The organism is Catellatospora tritici (assembly GCF_019083965.1).
Taxonomy (GTDB): Bacteria; Actinomycetota; Actinomycetes; order Mycobacteriales; family Micromonosporaceae; genus Catellatospora; species Catellatospora tritici.
This window is the reverse complement of record NZ_JAHRCY010000005.1, coordinates 447,422-463,098: the sequence shown is the minus strand read 5'-3', so window position 1 is coordinate 463,098 and position 15,677 is coordinate 447,422. Positions and strand designations below refer to the sequence as shown.

At 71.8% G+C, this 15,677-nt stretch carries 14 protein-coding genes; 1 reads left to right on the top strand and 13 read right to left on the bottom strand.

What is annotated here, in order from left to right:
• From KUA19_RS42785 to KUA19_RS14380, 5 genes are all read right to left on the bottom strand, one after another.
• Nucleotides 1-213 (bottom strand): hypothetical protein, encoded by a 213-nt coding sequence (locus tag KUA19_RS42785; RefSeq protein WP_254549327.1) that lies wholly within the window; start codon nt 211-213, stop codon nt 1-3.
• 59 nt (nt 214-272) lie between these two features.
• The gene (locus KUA19_RS14395; protein WP_254549325.1) at nt 273-815 is read right to left on the bottom strand and encodes an ABC transporter ATP-binding protein; all 543 of its coding nucleotides are present in this window, start codon (nt 813-815) and stop codon (nt 273-275) included.
• Complete coding sequence (locus KUA19_RS14390; RefSeq protein WP_308167450.1) at nt 802-1,857, bottom strand: taurine ABC transporter substrate-binding protein; 1,056 nt, start codon at nt 1,855-1,857, stop codon at nt 802-804. The genes KUA19_RS14395 and KUA19_RS14390 overlap by 14 nt, the downstream gene beginning before the upstream one ends.
• Before the next feature lie 26 nt (nt 1,858-1,883).
• Nucleotides 1,884-2,705: an ABC transporter permease gene (locus KUA19_RS14385; RefSeq protein WP_217396525.1), complete on the bottom strand. Its 822-nt coding sequence runs from the start codon at nt 2,703-2,705 to the stop codon at nt 1,884-1,886.
• Between the two features lie 167 nt (nt 2,706-2,872).
• A complete protein-coding gene (locus KUA19_RS14380) occupies nt 2,873-3,550 on the bottom strand; it encodes a class I SAM-dependent DNA methyltransferase (protein WP_217396524.1) in 678 nt (225 codons plus the stop codon).
• 443 nt (nt 3,551-3,993) lie between these two features.
• Here KUA19_RS14380 and KUA19_RS14375 point away from each other — a divergent pair, with 443 nt between their 5' ends.
• Nucleotides 3,994-5,085 (top strand): radical SAM protein, encoded by a 1,092-nt coding sequence (locus KUA19_RS14375; protein WP_217396522.1) that lies wholly within the window; start codon nt 3,994-3,996, stop codon nt 5,083-5,085.
• 43 nt (nt 5,086-5,128) lie between these two features.
• Here KUA19_RS14375 and KUA19_RS14370 read toward each other — a convergent pair whose 3' ends face one another.
• Genes KUA19_RS14370 through KUA19_RS14335 form a run of 8 tightly spaced genes read right to left on the bottom strand, consistent with a single transcriptional unit; the run spans nt 5,129 to nt 15,371 of the window.
• A complete protein-coding gene (locus tag KUA19_RS14370; protein WP_217396520.1) occupies nt 5,129-7,561 on the bottom strand; it encodes an FAD-dependent oxidoreductase in 2,433 nt (810 codons plus the stop codon).
• Nucleotides 7,558-8,898 (bottom strand): NtaA/DmoA family FMN-dependent monooxygenase, encoded by a 1,341-nt coding sequence (locus tag KUA19_RS14365; RefSeq protein ID WP_217396519.1) that lies wholly within the window; start codon nt 8,896-8,898, stop codon nt 7,558-7,560. Before KUA19_RS14365 ends, KUA19_RS14370 begins: the two co-directional genes overlap by 4 nt.
• Before the next feature lie 18 nt (nt 8,899-8,916).
• Nucleotides 8,917-9,750, bottom strand: coding sequence for an ABC transporter ATP-binding protein (locus KUA19_RS14360; RefSeq protein ID WP_217396517.1), 834 nt, complete (start codon nt 9,748-9,750; stop codon nt 8,917-8,919).
• The gene (locus tag KUA19_RS14355; RefSeq protein WP_217396516.1) at nt 9,740-10,585 is read right to left on the bottom strand and encodes an ABC transporter ATP-binding protein; all 846 of its coding nucleotides are present in this window, start codon (nt 10,583-10,585) and stop codon (nt 9,740-9,742) included. The genes KUA19_RS14360 and KUA19_RS14355 overlap by 11 nt, the downstream gene beginning before the upstream one ends.
• Nucleotides 10,585-11,457, bottom strand: a complete 873-nt coding sequence (locus KUA19_RS14350; RefSeq protein WP_217396515.1) for an ABC transporter permease — start codon at nt 11,455-11,457, stop codon at nt 10,585-10,587. Before KUA19_RS14350 ends, KUA19_RS14355 begins: the two co-directional genes overlap by 1 nt.
• Before the next feature lies 1 nt (nt 11,458).
• Nucleotides 11,459-12,457 (bottom strand): ABC transporter permease, encoded by a 999-nt coding sequence (locus KUA19_RS14345; RefSeq protein ID WP_217396514.1) that lies wholly within the window; start codon nt 12,455-12,457, stop codon nt 11,459-11,461.
• A complete protein-coding gene (locus tag KUA19_RS14340; protein ID WP_217396513.1) occupies nt 12,454-14,004 on the bottom strand; it encodes an ABC transporter substrate-binding protein in 1,551 nt (516 codons plus the stop codon). The genes KUA19_RS14345 and KUA19_RS14340 overlap by 4 nt, the downstream gene beginning before the upstream one ends.
• Nucleotides 14,001-15,371 carry an NtaA/DmoA family FMN-dependent monooxygenase gene (locus KUA19_RS14335; protein WP_217396511.1) on the bottom strand — a complete coding sequence of 457 codons (1,371 nt, stop codon included), beginning with the start codon at nt 15,369-15,371 and terminating at the stop codon, nt 14,001-14,003. The genes KUA19_RS14340 and KUA19_RS14335 overlap by 4 nt, the downstream gene beginning before the upstream one ends.
• Between the last annotated feature and the right edge of the window lie 306 nt (nt 15,372-15,677).

Below are 15,677 nucleotides of genomic sequence, written 5' to 3'. Positions count from 1 at the left end.
TTATCTAAATGTGAACTTGTTCAGGTGCGCTTCGCCGCGCACCGCTGCCAGGATCTGCTCTCGCCGCGGCGCGAACGCCGGTTCCGTGCGCGGGTGCTCGGCGCGCGGCAGTTCCGACCGCTCGTCCAGCACCACCGTGCCGGGCCGGGGGCTCAGCACGATGATCCGGCTGCCCAGCAGTGCCGCCTCGTCCACGCTGTGCGTGACCAGCACCAGCGTCTTGCCAGTACGCAGCCAGATCTGGCGCAGCTCCTCCTGCAGCCGCTCGCGGGTCAGCGCGTCCAGCGCCGCGAACGGCTCGTCGAGCAGCAGGATGCCGGATCGGGCGCCAGCGCGCGGGCGATCGCCGCGCGCTGCTGCATGCCGCCGGACAGCTCGTACGGCCGCAGCCCGCCGACGTCGCCCAGCCCTACCAGCTCCAGCAGCTCCGCCACGCGCGCCAGCCGCGCCCGGCGCGGGACCCCCGCCTCACGCAGTCCGTATGCCACGTTGTCGCGCACCGACAGCCATGGGAACAGCCGCGGTTGCTGGAACACCACGCCGCGGTCGGGACCCGGCCGGGTCACCGGAGTTCCGCCGACGCTGATCCGGCCGTGCGTGGGGCGCAGGAACCCGGCGATCATGCGCAGCAGCGTGCTCTTGCCGCAGCCGGACGGACCGACCACGGCCAGCGCCTCGCCGGGCTGCACCAGCAGGTCGATCCCGTCCAGGGCGAGCACGTCGCGGCCGCCGGCGCGGTAGTGGTGCCGCACCCCGGACAGTGCCACCGCCGCGGCGGTGGCACTGTCCGGGACGGCATGCTCAGGCCTTGGCATCGGCGAGCGCCTGCGTGGCCAGGCCCTTGCGGTACACGTCGAGGCTTGGCGCGGCGGTGAGCTTGCCCTGCGCGGTCAGGAACTCGGCGGCCGAGTGCAGGTTGTCGGCCAGCTTGCCGGGCGCGGCCGGGGTGCCCAGGTAGTCGGGTCCGGCCTGCTCGGCGGCGTCGAGCAGCACCAGTTCGGACAGCTGCGCCCCGGCCTCGTCGAAGTCGAGGTTGAGCTGGCGGCCGACGGCCTGTGCGGCGGCGGTCTTGTCGCTGCGGACGAGCTTGACGGCCCGGTCCTGCTGCTGGATCCAGACCTTGACCACCTGCGGGTACTGCTGGAGAAACTCGGTGCGCACCACGGCCAGGTCGGCGGTGAGCTTGCCCTTGGCCGCCAGCTGGCGGCTGGTGACCAGCACCTTGCCGGTCTTGCGCAGCTCGGCGAGCACCGGCGTCCACACGTAAGCGCCGTCGATGTCGCCGCGCTGCCAGGCCGCCTGGATCTCCGGCGGCTCCAGGTCGATGATCTTCACACTGTGCTCCGGCACCCCGGCGTCGGCCAGCGCGGCCAGCAGGCTGTAGTGCGAGGTGGACGAGAACGGCGTGGCCACCTTCTTGCCCGCCAGCCCGGCCAGGTCGGCGATCTCCGGCTTGACCACCAGCGACTCGTTGTCGCCGATCACGTCGAAGATCCACGGCACGGCGTACGGGATGTTGAGCGGCGCGGCCAGACCCCGGGCGACCGGGCTGCTGCCCGCCAGGCCGATGTCGAGGCTGCCCGCCAGGATGGCGGTGTTGACGTCGCCGCCGGAGTCGAACTTGCTCCACACCACCGTGGTGCCGGGCAGCGCCTTCTCCAGCCAGCCGAGGTCCTTGACGATCAGGTCGCCGTTGGGGATCAGCTGGTAGCCGATGCGCAGCTGTTTGGGCGCGGCGGTGCCGCCGCTGCCCGCCGGGGCGGGGTCGGCGTCACCGGTGCAGGCCGCCAGCACCGGCGCGGCGGCAAGTCCCAGGGCACCCAGCAGCAGTCGGCGGCGGTCCACGGAGTGGTTCACAGGATTCCTTCCATCATTTATGGGGGTCACACGCGCCCGCGCCACGGCGTGAGCCGACGCTGGGCGAGCTGGAGCAGGCCGTCGAAGGCCAGGCCGGACAGACCGATCAGGATGATGCCGAGCACGACGACGTCGGTCTGGTTGTAGCGTTGGGCGTCGCGGATCATGCCGCCGATGCCCGGCACCCCGTTGATCGTCTCGGCGGCGACCACGGTGGTGTACGCGACGCCGACCGCGAGCCGGATCCCGGTGAGGATCTCCGGCGCGGCGGCGGGCAGCAGCACCCGCCACGGGAGCATCGCGCGGCCGGTGCCCAGCGAGCGGGCGGCGTGCCGGTAGTCGGCGGGCACGCCGCGCACCGCGTCGGCGGTGGCGACCGCGACCGGCGGCAGCGCCGCGAGCAGCAGCAGCCACACCTTGGGTGCCTCGTCGATGCCGAACCAGATGACCAGCAGGCTGAGGTAGGCCAGCGGTGGCAGGGTGCGCAGGAACGTGATCGCCGGACCGAGCACCGTGGACGCGGCGGGGATCAGCCCGACCAGCAGGCCGAGGGCCAGCCCGCCGCTGATGCCGTACGCGCAGCCCAGGGCCATGCGCCGCAGGCTCGCGAGCAGGTGCTCGCCGAGCCCGTAGCCCGCCCAGCCGGGCCGGGCGGTGTCGCTCAGCCCAGTGGTGTCCAGGAACTGCTGCCACACGGACTGCGGGGACGGCACGAACACCGGCGGCCAGATCTCGGCCGCGGCGACTGCCCACCAGAGGGCGATGAGCAGCGCGACGGCCCCGAGCCGCAGGGCGGTGGTGCGCAGGCGGCGCGATGTCGTCGCGGAGGTGTTGCTGTGATCGGGCACGCAGGGAGCTTGCTGCCTACATCTCCTATCGGTCAAATAGGGATTACATGCTGGGACGCGACCCCATTCACCAGGTGCTGTGTTTTACCTGGGCCAGTGGACGCGGGGTGGCCACGGGTGGGGGCGCACTCAGGCCCGATCCCGTGGACCTCGTCGCCGCAGACGCTTCAGCGCTTGCGGGCGACGTAGAAGATCTTGCCCGGGTCGTCCTCGCTCGCCGGACGCACCATCCGGCCGCCGTGGAGGCCGACCGCGTCGACGACGTCCAGGCCCGCTTCGTCGAGCAGCCGCGTGAGGGTCTTCATGCTGTAGTGCCGCTGCTGCACCGCGCCTCGACTGCGCCGCCACAGCTCGCCGTCGACCCGTTCGAACACGATCAGTTCAGCCGCTGCCGGGCCGTCGACCTCGGCCGTCTCGGTGCGTCCGAGCCAGGCGATCAGCACGTCGCCGTGGTCGGACAGGTCACTGGCGCCGAACAGGTCACGGTAGTTGGACAGATTGTTGACGTCGAACACCAGCAGGCCTCCGGGCGCCAGCGCCCCGGCCGTGCTCCGCAGGGCCGCCGCCAGATCCTGCTCGCTGAGCAGGTGGTTGGCCACGTCGCCGAACCAGGTGGCGACACCGAAACCGGCCAGATCCTGCGGCAGTGACCGCATGTCGGCCAGTCGGACGTCGGCCATCAGCCCTTTACCTCGGGCGATGTCCACCATGTCCGGCGAGATGTCGCACCCGGTCACGCTGAATCCCCGGTCCGCCAGGAAGCTCGCGGCCAGGCCGGTGCCGCAGCCGACATCGAGCAGCCGTCGGTTGGGGATACCGACTTCCTCCATCAGGTCGACCGACATACCGACCCATTGCCAGTATCGGTCGGGCGCTTTCAGTGTGTCGTAATGAGCTGCGAGTGCATGGAAGTAGTCATCCATGGACATCCCCCGTTGTGCGGTTGCAGTAGACCGGTTACATTCCTCCGTATCAGTCCGCCACTATAGGCATGCCTGACGCGGTTGGAAAGGCCGCGCGGGCGGAGACGGGGAGAACATGCTGGCAGTGACCGAAGCCATCGAGATCGTGGAGCTTGCCGACTGCGACCTGGTCTGCAGCAACAAGTAGCACGACCACGTGCGCCGCACGCTGTCGGCGTGCGGCGCACGTATTTGTTTGCTCAGCGTAATTTCGCACGGGGGAATAGTTTATGGAGCTGCGCCTTGTCCGGGGCGTCGACGCGTGGTGGGCTATCACGACGCGACGATACGCCCGGCTACCCGAGAATGCCGTCCAGAATGGGCGGATGACCCAGGAGTTCCACAGTCGGCTGGACGAGATGGACTTCTTCGCGACGAAGGCACGCGCGTTCGGCCTGACCGTCCTGACGACGACGCGATGCAACCTCGGCTGCGCCTACTGCTTCCAGAACACCGGCCCGGCGCCGGAGTCGACGTTCCGGCCGCCGCGCATCCGCGCCGATTCGCTGGACAGCCAGGGCGTCGACGACATCCTCGAGTTCACGCGGCGGCGCATGCGGGAGCTCGGCCGCGAAAGCGTGGTCCTGACCCTGTTCGGCGGTGAGCCGCTGCTGCGGCCCGATGCGTGCCTGCGGCTGCTGCGCGGGCTGGCGCCGCTGGGGCTGCGCGGCGCCGAGATGGTGAGCAACCTGGTGCTGCTGACCCCGTCGCTGGCCCGGAAACTGGAGGCGGCCGGCCTGCAGACCATCCAGGTCTCGTTCGACGGTGCCCAGGACGAGCACGACACCGTGCGGGTCGAGCGCAGCGGCCGCCCCACCTTCGACCGCATCATCGCCAACATCCGGGCCGCGGCCGAGGTGACCGGGATCCGCTGGCGATTCCGGGTCAACGTCTCCGCCACCAACATCGACACCCTGCCGGACCTGGTCGACCAGTTGGCGGCGCTGCCGCTGCCCCAGCGCGCCACCATCAGGTTCGGACTCGTGGGCGACTTCAGCGTCGGGTTCACCGGCGCGCTGCGCCACACCGGCGGCGTCACCGACCGCCTGCTCACCCTGGTGGACCGGGCGATCGACGCGGGACTGGACGTCATGCTGCTGGGCACACCGCTGGCCGACTGCCCGTACTGCGGCGAGTTCGGCGGCTCCGCCGGGGCGGTCGTCAACTCCGACGGCACCTTGTACAGCTGCTGGGAGACGGCAGGTCGGCCGGAGTGGCAGGTCGGCACGATCGCCGACGGCTACCTCAGCCCCGAGCTGATGGCCGACCGCTGGTCCCGGTGCGACAACACGGTCGAGGCGCACGGGGAGACCAGCGCGGCCCAGGAACTGTACGACCTCGTCGACGCCCGGATCCTGGACCGCTCCCGAGCCCGGCGGCTGGCGGCAGCCGACGGGCTTTCGCCCAGCGCGACCTAGCCGACGCCCCGCCGGGCGACCCACTCGGTCGGGCCTGCACTGTTCACCAGGTGCTGTGCTCCACCTGGACGATGCGCTCCAGCGGCTGCTCGGCCCGCACCGCCTCCAGGAAGGACACCACCTCGGCGGCGACCGAGCGGTGTTGCAGGTCGTTCAGGACGTCGTGGTGGGCACCGCGCACCACCGCCAGCCGGGCCGTCGGCAGGATCCCGGCCAGCTGCGCCAGCCGCTCCCGGTCGGCGTACGGGTCGGTGTCGCCGGTCAGGATCAGGTGCGGCACCTCCGCCTTGCTCGCGTAGGCGCCGTCGAGCAGCCGCGTCGGCACCGGCGCGGCCAGCGCACCCGGCGTGACCGTCGGATCGTTGCCGAGCACGCCCCGGTGCGCCGGGCAGTGCGTACGCCCGTCCAGCTCCTCCTCCCACCCCTCGGTCCGGTGCTCGGCGTAGCCGGGCAGCCCCGCCAGCACGACCGCGGCGGGCCACCACGGCGCCTCCGGACCGGACCGGGCCACCAGGTTCGCCACGGCGGCCGCGCCGGTGTCCGCGCCCAGCAGCACCAGCGGCGTCACCGGCTCGTCACCGAGGCCCTTGACGGCGTCGGTGAGCACCGTCGCAAACCGGTCCAACGAGTCGTCGACATCGGGCTCGTCCAGCGTGGGAGCGGGCACGACCCGTACTCGGTAGGCGTCGGCGGCCAGGCGGCTGCCGAGGCGGACGTACCCGGAGGCGCTCTCGCCGCGGCCGGGGACGATCAGGACGGTGCCCCGGGTGCGCAGCTCGGCCGGGCCGGTGAAGTCGAGGAAGTAGGACATGGTGGTGCCTTTCGCGGGTACGGTCGCGGCGCGCACGCCGAGGACATGGTCGAGGACGGCGGCGGCCCCGCCCGGTGGCAGCGCCCGGCCCCGCCAGGCAACGTGCTGATCGGGCCGCACCAGCACCGCGCCCTCGGGGTAGCGCTCGCGGGCCGGTCCTTCGGGCAGGTGCACCACCGTCAGCCCCAGGTCCCGCTCGGCGGCCGCCGTGGTGAACGCCTCGGCCACCTCGGCGTCCGGTTCCGTCAGCAGCAGGCCGAAGTCGAGGCCGAGCCGGTCGTACAGGGTGTCGCCCCACGGGTCCACGTACGCGTCGGGGGCCCGGTGGCCGGGGCGTGGATCGTCGGTGTAGACCGACGCGCGCCACGGCTGGTCGGTCTCGTGCTGGCCGGGCTCGTACCAGACCACGCCGGAGGCGTCGTAGCGCTCGTCGAACAGCACGCCGACCGCCTCGCCACGAGGTTCGGCGCCCAGCAGCTCGGCGATCTCGCCCCGGCGCCGCCGCGCCCGCGCGCTGTCGTCGGAGTCGTCGGGCACCCCGTCGGCGCGGATGCGCGCCAGCAGCGCCCGCGAGCGCCGCGCCGAGTCCAGCGCGTGCTCGGCGACCCGCCGGTTGTGCGGGCGCCGCTCGGCGTCGTACGAGTCCAGCAGCGCCTGCCCGCCGTGCCCGGCCAGCACCGCGGCCAGCTTCCACCCCAGGTTGACCACGTCGCCGAAGCCCTCGCCGAGATTGCCACCCGGGGTGCGCACGTGCGCGGCGTCCCCGGCCAGCAGCACCCGTCCCTTGCGGAATGTCGTGGCGATCCGCGTCGCCTGGTAGTACGTCGTCTTCGACGCCAGCTCCAGCTCCAGGTCGGCCACCCCGAACGCCGCCCGCGCGATGTCCAGCAGTTCGTCCTCGGTCGGTTCGACGTCCAGCGGGTACGGCCCGGCGTAGACCCGCCACTCGGTCGGGCTCATCGCGGCGAGGAACCCCGACGCGCGCTGGTTGTAGACGATGTTGGTGCCGCTGGGGGCCGCCCCGAGCGCACCCGGCGGGTGCCGGACGATCAGGCGGAACATTCGCTCGGTGGCGTGCTCGCCCTCGCGCTCGATCCCGGCCAGGCGGCGCACGGTGCTGCTGCCGCCGTCGGCGCCGACGACATACCGGGAGACGATGGTGCGGGTCTGCCCGTCGGCCGTCACGGTCGTGCGCACGCCGTCGCCGGTGTCGTCCAGTTCGGTGACCCGCCAGCCGCCGCCGACCGGCACCCCGTGCAGTCCCAGGTGGTCCAGGAACGCCTGCTGCAGGGCTGTTTGCGGGCGGCGGATCGGCTGGGCCAGCGAGGCGCCCGACGGCCGGCGCCGCTCGCCGTCGGGGATCAGGTCGTGCCCGAGCAGCGAGGTCGCCAGCCGGATGCCTCGGTTCCACTCCGGCGGGAACGTCCACCCGGTCCGGATCCGCTGCAGCACGCCCCAACGCCGGAAGTGCTCGACCGTGCGGGGCGAGTGCCCCATCGCCCCGGCGCGGACCAGCGTCGCCTCGGTCGCGGCGTCGACGACGGCGACGGAGACACCGCGCGCGGTCAGTTCGACGGCGGCGGACAGGCCGACCGGTCCGGCCCCGACGATGAGCACGTCGGTCTCGGCGGGCGGTTCGGTGGCGGGGAAGTGGACGTCGCTCATCGGGCACCCGCCTCGACCAGCGTGGTGTGGCGGTTGCGCGGGATCGGCAGGCCCAGGTTGCCGCGCAGGGTGTCCGATTCGTACTCGGTGCGGAACAGGCCGCGCGCCTGCAGCAGCGGCACCACGTCGGCCACGAAGCGCGCCAGGTCGTCGTGGGTGCGAAAGCCCAGGTTGAGGCCGTCGAAGGCACGCTGGGCGTGCCAGCTCTCGATGGCGTCGGCGACGGTGCGCGGGTCGCCGGTGAACGGCGACGGGGTGTAGTCGGTGAACGCCAGCACGGTCTCGCGCAGCGTCAGCTGCTGCTCGCGGGCGCGGCGCAGGATCTCGGCGGCGCGGGTGCGGCCGCCGCGTTCGGCCAGAGCCGCGACGTCTGGGAACGGCGCGTCGAGGTCGTGCTGCGCGAAGTCGTACGCCCCGAAGCCGCGCCCGAACGCGGCCAGCTTGCGCCCGAAGTCGTTGTCGGCGTCGTAGATCTCCCGCGACAGCCGATGCGCCTCGGCGTCGGTGCCCGCGACCACGGGCTGTGCCCCGAGGAAGATCAGCACGTGGTCGGGGTCGCGGCCGACGGCCGCCGTACGCTGCTTGATGTCGGCGTAGTACGCCTGGGTGTCGGCCAGCGTTCCGCCGGGGGCGTAGATGCCCTCGGCCACATGGGCGGCCAGGTCGCGGCCGTCGTCGGACACCCCGGCCTGGAAGATGACCGGCTGGCCCTGCGGGGACCGGGAGATGTTCAGCGGCCCGGCCACGCGGAAGTGCTCCCCCTCGTGGTCGAGGGCGTGCAGCTTGGCGGGGTCGAGGAACACGTCGCGCGCCACGTCGGCGGGGAAGGCGTCGTCCTCGTAGGAGTCCCACAGGCCCCGGACCACCTCGACGTGCTCGCGGGCCCGGCCGTAGCGGGTGGCGTAGTCCAGGTGCTGATCCAGGCCGTAGTTCTTCGACGTGCCCGCGTCGAGGCTGGTGACGACGTTCCACCCGGCCCGACCCCGGCTGATCTGGTCCAGCGAGGCGAACCGGCGCGCGGTGTTGAACGGCGAGTTGTACGTCGAGCTGAGCGTGCCGACCAGCCCGATGTGCCGGGTGTGCACCGCCACCGCCGACAGCAGCGTCAGCGGCTCCAGCCGGTTCAGGTAGTGCGCCGGGTAGGTCGCGTTGATGAACTGGCTGTCGACGATGAACAGCGCGTCGAACTTTGCGTGCTCGGCGGCTTTGGCCTGTGCGATGTACCAGTCGATGTCGATGCTGGCGTTCTTCGGTATGCGCGGGTCCTTCCACAGGCTGTGCTGCCCGGGGCCGCCGACGCCGTAGGCGCGCAGCGCGAGTTTTAGTTGACGGGCCATGGCTGGCTCCCTTTCGGATCAGACGTGCAGGAGTTCGCGCAGCGCCTCGCGGCGGGCGCGGTCGCCCGCCGCCGAGCTGAGCGTCGGCGCGGAGCTGACGAGCAGGCGGGTGTACGGATGCCGCGGGTTGTTGACCAGGTCCCGGGCCGGGGCCGTCTCCACGACGCGGCCCTGGTAGAGCACCGCGATCCGGTCGGCGATCCCGGCCACCGAGCCCAGGTCGTGTGAGATGAACACCAGTGCGGCGCCGGAGTCGCGCAGCTCCTTGAGCAGCTCCAGCGCGCGGACGCGGTTGGCCGAGTCCAGCGCGCTCACCGGTTCGTCGAGGATGATCAGTTCGGGATCGGTGACCAGGGCGCGAGCAACGGCGACGCGCTGGCGCTGGCCGCCGGACAGCTCGCCGGGCAACCGGGTCAGCAACTCCTCGTCCAGGTGCACCCGGTCCAGGTACGCGTGGGCGAGCTCAGCCGCGTCGCGGCGGGACCGGCCCTGGATGAGCAGCGGTTCGACGAGCGAGTCGGCGACGGTCAGGTCGGGGTCCAGGCTGCGCAGCGGATCCTGGAAGACGTACTGGAGCACGCCGCGGCGGCGCAGGGCACGCCACTGCCGGGCCGAGTGGCCGGTGACGTCCTCACCCGCGATCACGATCCGGCCCGCCGCCGGGCGGACCAGGCCGAGCACGGCACGGGCGAGGGTGGACTTGCCGGAACCGGTCTCCCCGATGACGCCCACCGTCTCGCCGGGGGCGACCGTCAGGCTCGCGCCGCGCAGGGCGTGCAGCCGTCCGGCGCCGCGGCGGTAGTGCACGTCCAGGTCGGTCACCTGCAGCACCGGGCGGGGGTCAGCCGACATGGTCGAACTCCTTGCTGAGGGCGGGTTCGGCGGGTTCGAGGAACCGGTCCAGGCCGTACTGCTCGTGCTCGGCGATGAGCAGGCGGGTGTACTCGTGCCGGGGGTCGTAGAGCACACGGGCGGTGGGGCCCTGCTCGACGACGAACCCGGCGCGCATGACCAGCACCTCGTCGCACAGCTGCGCGACGACCGCGAGGTCGTGGGAGACGACGATCAGCGCCATGCCGGTGCGTTCGCGCAGGTCGGTGAGCAGGTCCAGGATCTCGGCCTGCACGGTGACGTCGAGTGCGGTGGTCGCCTCGTCGGCGATGAGCAGCTGCGGGTCGGCGGCGATCGCGGCGGCGATGAGGACCCGCTGCAGCATGCCGCCCGACAACTCGTGCGGGTACTGCCGGTAGACCAGCTCGGGTTCGCGCAGCCGTACCGCGCTGAGCAGCTCGATGGCCCGGCGCCTGGCCTCGCGGCGGGTCAAGCGCTGCTTCACCCGGACGACCTCGGCGATCTGCGCGCCGATCCGCATGGACGGGTTGAGGTAGGAGGCCGGGTCCTGGAAGACGGCTCCGACGGTCGATCCGCGCAGCCCGGTCCACTCGCGCGGGGTGAGCCGCGACGTGTCGCGCCCGGCCAGCTCGATCGCACCGCCGGTGACCGAGAAGTGCTGCGGCAGGATGCCCAGGACCGCCCGGCAGGTCAGCGTCTTGCCGCTGCCGGACTCCCCGACGATGCCGACGACCTTGCCCGGGGTCAGCTCGAACGAGACGCCGTGGACGACGTCGCGGTCATTGACGGCGTCGTGGATCCGGACGTCGGTCAGGCGCAGTATGGCGTCGCTCATCACGCACCCCTTCCGGCGGCGGCCAGGCGGCCGCGCAGTTTCCTGGTGTTCAGCAGGGCGCGGCCCGCTTCGCCGGAGACGTCGCGGATCGCGTCGGCGAGCAGGTTGCAGGCCCAGACGGTGGCCATGATCAGGGCGGTGGGCAGCAGCGGCGCCCACGGCCGGTAGCTGAGGAAGCCGAGGTCGGAGGCGAGGATCCCGCCCCACGTCGGCGCGGGCGGCCGTACGCCGATGCCGAGGAAGGTCAGGCTGGACACCACGACGAAGCCGACCCCGGTGGTGTGCGCCAGGGCGATGGCGATCGGGGGCAGCACCTTGGTCCAGACGTGCCTGCGCACGATCCAGCCGACCGACGCCCCGGCGATGATGGCCGCCTCGACGTACTGGGATCTGGCCACCGACAGGGTCGCGGCCCGCGACACCCGGTAGAACAGCGGCGAGACCATGATGCCGACGGTGAGCATGGCCTGCGGTATGCCGTTGCCCAGCAGGGCGGTGACGGCGACGGCGAAGACCAGGAACGGCAGCGCGATCAGGGTGTCGGCCAGCCGCAGGGTGACCCATTCGAAGGCGCGTCCGAGGTAGACCGACAGGATGCCCGGGATGACCCCGACGAGCAGGGCCATGACGGTTACCTGGATCGCGCCCAGCACGCTGAGCCGGGACCCGGCCAGCAGTCGACTGAACACGTCGCGCCCGAGGTAGTCGGTGCCGAGCCAGTGCCGCGACCCGGGTGAGGCGAGGATGTCGGCGCTGCCCGCGAGGGGGTCCTGCGGGGCCAGCAGCGGCCCGAGCAGGGCCAGCAGCGCGATGAGGATGAGGATGGCGGCGGCGATGCGGCCGGAGGTGAGCCTGAGCAGGCGGCGTACCACGTCAGACTCCTCTCGCCGAAGCGGGCGTCAGGCGGGCCAGGATGAGGTTGACCAGCAGGTTGAAGACGACGACGAGCACGATGGAGACGACCAGGACGCCCTGGACGGCGGGCACGTCGCCGCGCTGGGCCGACGCGGCGGCGAACTGACCGAACCCCGGCATCCCGAAGATGGCCTCGGTGACGACGGCGCCGCCGAGCAGGTTCGGGAACTTCAGGCCCAGCACGGTCAGCGCCGGTCCGATGCCGTTGCGCAGCACGTGCCGGAAGAAGATCCGGCGCGGGCCGAGGCCGCGCACCACGGCCCCGGTCACGTAGTTCTCCCGGTACGCCGCGACCAGCCCGGCCCGCAGCTGCCGGGCGACATCGGAGACGGTGTCGAAGCTGAGCGCGATGGCGGGCAGGGTGATGTGCGCCAGCCACAGGCCGAACCCGCGCTCGGCCGGGACCCACCCGGCCGACGGCAGCCAGTCCAGGCTGACCGCGAACACGGCCACCAGGGCGATGCCGACCACGAACGACGGCATCACCGAGATGAACGTCATCGCCCCGGTGATCACCCGGTCGACCCAGGTGGTGCGCCGCAGCGCGGCCAGGATGCCGAACCCGAACCCGAACACCACCCCGATCAGCAGGGCCAGCCCCGCGACCGACAGGCTGATCACGGCGCCCTCGGCCAGCAGCTGCGCGATGTCGGCGCCGTTGTACCAGCTGGTGCCCAGGTCGCCGGACAGGACCTTGCCGAACCAGTCCAGGTACTGGGTCAAAAACGGCCGGTCCAGGCCCCACTCGTGTTCGATGCGGGCCAGCGACTCCGGGGTCGCCGACTCGCCCAGTTGCAGGTGCGCCGGGCTGAGCCCGCTCAGCGAGCGCAGCGCGAAGGTCACGAACGTCGCCACCACGAACACCGGTACGAAGATCGCGATCGAGCGTGCCGCCACTGAGGCGGTGCGCGCGGCGGCCCGGCGCAGTCGGGCGGTGCCCAGCCCGGCGCCGCTCATGACGCGGCCACGGTGACGCCGGTCCAGTGGATCTGGCCGGGGATCGCGGGCAGCGCCGAGACGCGGGTGCTCTTGACGAAGATGTTCGTCGGAGCGTACGTGAACACCAGCGCCCGGCTGGCCAGCCCGGCCCGGGTGGCCGCCTGCAGGTTGGCCGCGTAGTCCGGCGAGTCCAGCGGGGTCCGCCGCGCCAGCGACACGGCCGCCTCGAAGCCCTCCGGCTGGTACGGCGTGCTCAGGTTCAGCGGGCCATTGGGTCCGAAGTGGGCGGTCAGCGTCTGCACGGGCGACTCGCGGCCGGTGGTGCCGTACAGCGACAGGGTCAGGTCCTTGGCGAAGAACGGCGTGGACCAGTTCGGGTCGACCTTGATGCTGACCGTGATGCCGACCGCGCCCAGCTGCGCCTGCACGATCTCGGCGGCCGTGGACTGGGCCGGGATGACCAGGTCGAGCTTGATCTGGCCCGGCTGGAACCCGGCCTCGGCCAGCAGCTGCACGGCCTTGGCGGGGTCGTACGGGAACTGCCCGGCCGACTTCTCGTCGTAGGCGATGTAGCCCGGCGGGAACGGCTGGTCGGTGGCCTTGCCGTAGCCGAAGGTGACCTTGTCGACGAACTCCTGCCGATTGACGGCGTAGCGGACCGCGTCGACCACCTTCGGGTTGTCGAACGGCTTCTTGTTGACGTTGATGCTGATGTTGGAGGCGTTGAACCCGGGCTGCAGCACCACGTCCAGGCCCGCCGCCTTGGCCGCCTTCACCTGCGACGCGTCGAGGTAGGCCAGGTCGTAGACGCCGGTCTTGAGGCTGGACACGATGGTGGCGTTGTCCGGCGCGGCGTGCAGCTCCACCCGGTCGATGTGGATGTTCGCGGCGTCCCAGTAGTCGGCGTTCTTCTTGAGGTAGACGTGGGAGCCAGGCACGAACTCGGTGACCACGAACGGTCCGGCACCGACCGGGTTCTGGTCCAGCTTGACCGGGTCCTGCGCCGCCTTCGGGCTGGTGATCTGCGCGACGCGCTCGCCGAGCAGCAGCGGGATCTGGTAGTCCACCTGGGTCAGGTTGACGACCACGTCCAGGTCACCGGAGGCGGTGATCTCCTTGATCGAGGTGAGGTCGCCGAACAGGGCGGAGTTCTTCTGCGTCTTTGCTCGTTCCAGGTAGAGCTTGACCGCCTGGGCGTTCAGCGGCTCGCCGTCGGTGAACTTCAGGTTCGGCCGCAGGTGGAAGGTGACCTGGTCACCGGTGCTGTTGTAGTCCCAGCCCTGGGCCAGGCTCGGCACCGCCTTGCCCTGCTCGTCGATCTCGGTCAGCGACGCGTACGCCAGCGACAGGATCCGGAACTGGGCGCCGCTGCCGCTGACCACCGGGTCCCAGTGCGCGGGCAGGGCGACCGCCCAGCGCAGGGTCGACTCGCCGGAGGCGGCTCCGGCGTCGGTGCCGCAGCCCGTCGTGGCGAGGGCGAGCACCGCCGCCGCGGCCGCGGCCAGCTGTCTGGTACGTCGTACGAGGTTCATGGTGGTGCCTTTCTGCGGTGTCGCGGCGGTCACGGGACGAGGCTGGGGGTGCGGGCGGGCTGCTGCGCGGCCGTGCGCCGGGCCACGGTGTGGGTGTTCTCGGGGATGGGCAGGCCGAGGTTGCCGCGCAGCGTCGTGGCGGCGTAACCGGTGCGGACCACGCCGCGTTCGCGCAGGATCGGCAGCACCTCGTCGGTGAAGCGGGCGAACTCGCTGGGCACGGTGACGGTGATGTTGACCCCGTCGAACGCCCCGGCCCGGAACCAGCGCTCGATCTCGGTGGCGACCGTCTGCGCCGATCCGACGAACGGCGACCGGCGCGAGTCGAGCTGGTGCTGGACGACCTGGCGCAGCGTGAACCCGTTGTCGCGGGCCAGCTGCTTGATCTTCTCGGCCTGGGTCTTGAAGCTGCGGTCGCCCAGGTCGCCCAGCTCCGGGAACGGGGCGTCGAGGTCGTACTGGGACAGGTCGTGCCAGCCGAACGGGCGGCCGAGCTCGGCCAGCGCCCGGTCGAAGCTCTTGGCGCCCAGGATCTCCTGCTCCTTCTCCCGGGCCTGCGCGTCGGTGTCGGCGATGATCGGGCTGATGCCGGGGAAGATGATGATCTGGTCGGGGTCGCGGCCCAGGGCGGCGGCGCGGGCCCGGATGTCGCGGGCGAACGCCTGCCCCTGCTCGACCGTTTGGGCGTGGGTGAAGATGGCGTCGGCGATGTTCGCGCCCAGGTCGCGGCCCTCGGCCGAGTCCCCGGCCTGGAAGATCACCGGCTGGCCCTGCGGCGAGCGCTGGATGTTGAGCGGGCCGACCACCGAGAAGTGCTCGCCGACGTGGTCGAGGCGGTGCTGCCGGGTGCGGTCGAAGAACACGCCACGCTCCTTGTCGCGCGGGAACGCGTCGTCCTCGTACGACTGCCACAGGCCCTGCACCACGCGTACGTGCTCCAGCGCCCGGCCGTAGCGGGTGGCGTAGTCGTAGTGCTCGTCGCGGCCGTAGTTGCCGGCGGTGCCACCGTCGCCGGTGGCCACCACGTTCCAGCCCGCCCGGCCGTCGCTGATCAGGTCGAGCGAGGCCAGCCGCCGGGCGATGTTGAACGGGTCGTTGTAGGAGGTGGTCAGCGTGCCGACCAGCCCGATGTGGCTGGTGTGCACCGCGATCGCCGACAGCAGCGTCAGCGGCTCCAGCCGGTTGAGGTAGTGGTGCGGCGAGTCCGGCGTGATGAACTGGCTGTCCACGATGAACGCCAGATCGAACCCGGCCGCCTCGGCCTGCTGGGCGCGGGCGATGTACCAGCGGATGTCGACGCTGGCGTCGCCGGGGATCTCGGGGCTGAGCCAGGTGTGGTGCTGGCCGGGGCCACCGACGCCGAGCAGCACGGCGCCCAGTTTCAGGGTGCGTTGAGTCACGGATATGCCTTTCGGGCGGATGGGTGCACAAGGAGGCGTGCGCGCCGCGGTGGGCGTGCACGTTCAGCGGCTACGGCCGCGGACAAGCGGACCGGGCCGGGGTCAGGCGGGATGCCCGCGGCGATGCGGGCGGCACGGGGGTACGGCGGGCTGGCGCTCGAACAGCGCCATCACCGCGTCAGCGACAGAGCGTCGTGCGGGTCCGTGCGTTGTCGAGCCAGCGGCGGCGTGTCAGGTACACGGCGACTGGGCGGCTCATGGCAACGAGTCTGGGCCCGGAGCTGGGCCGATGTCCAACAATGGATC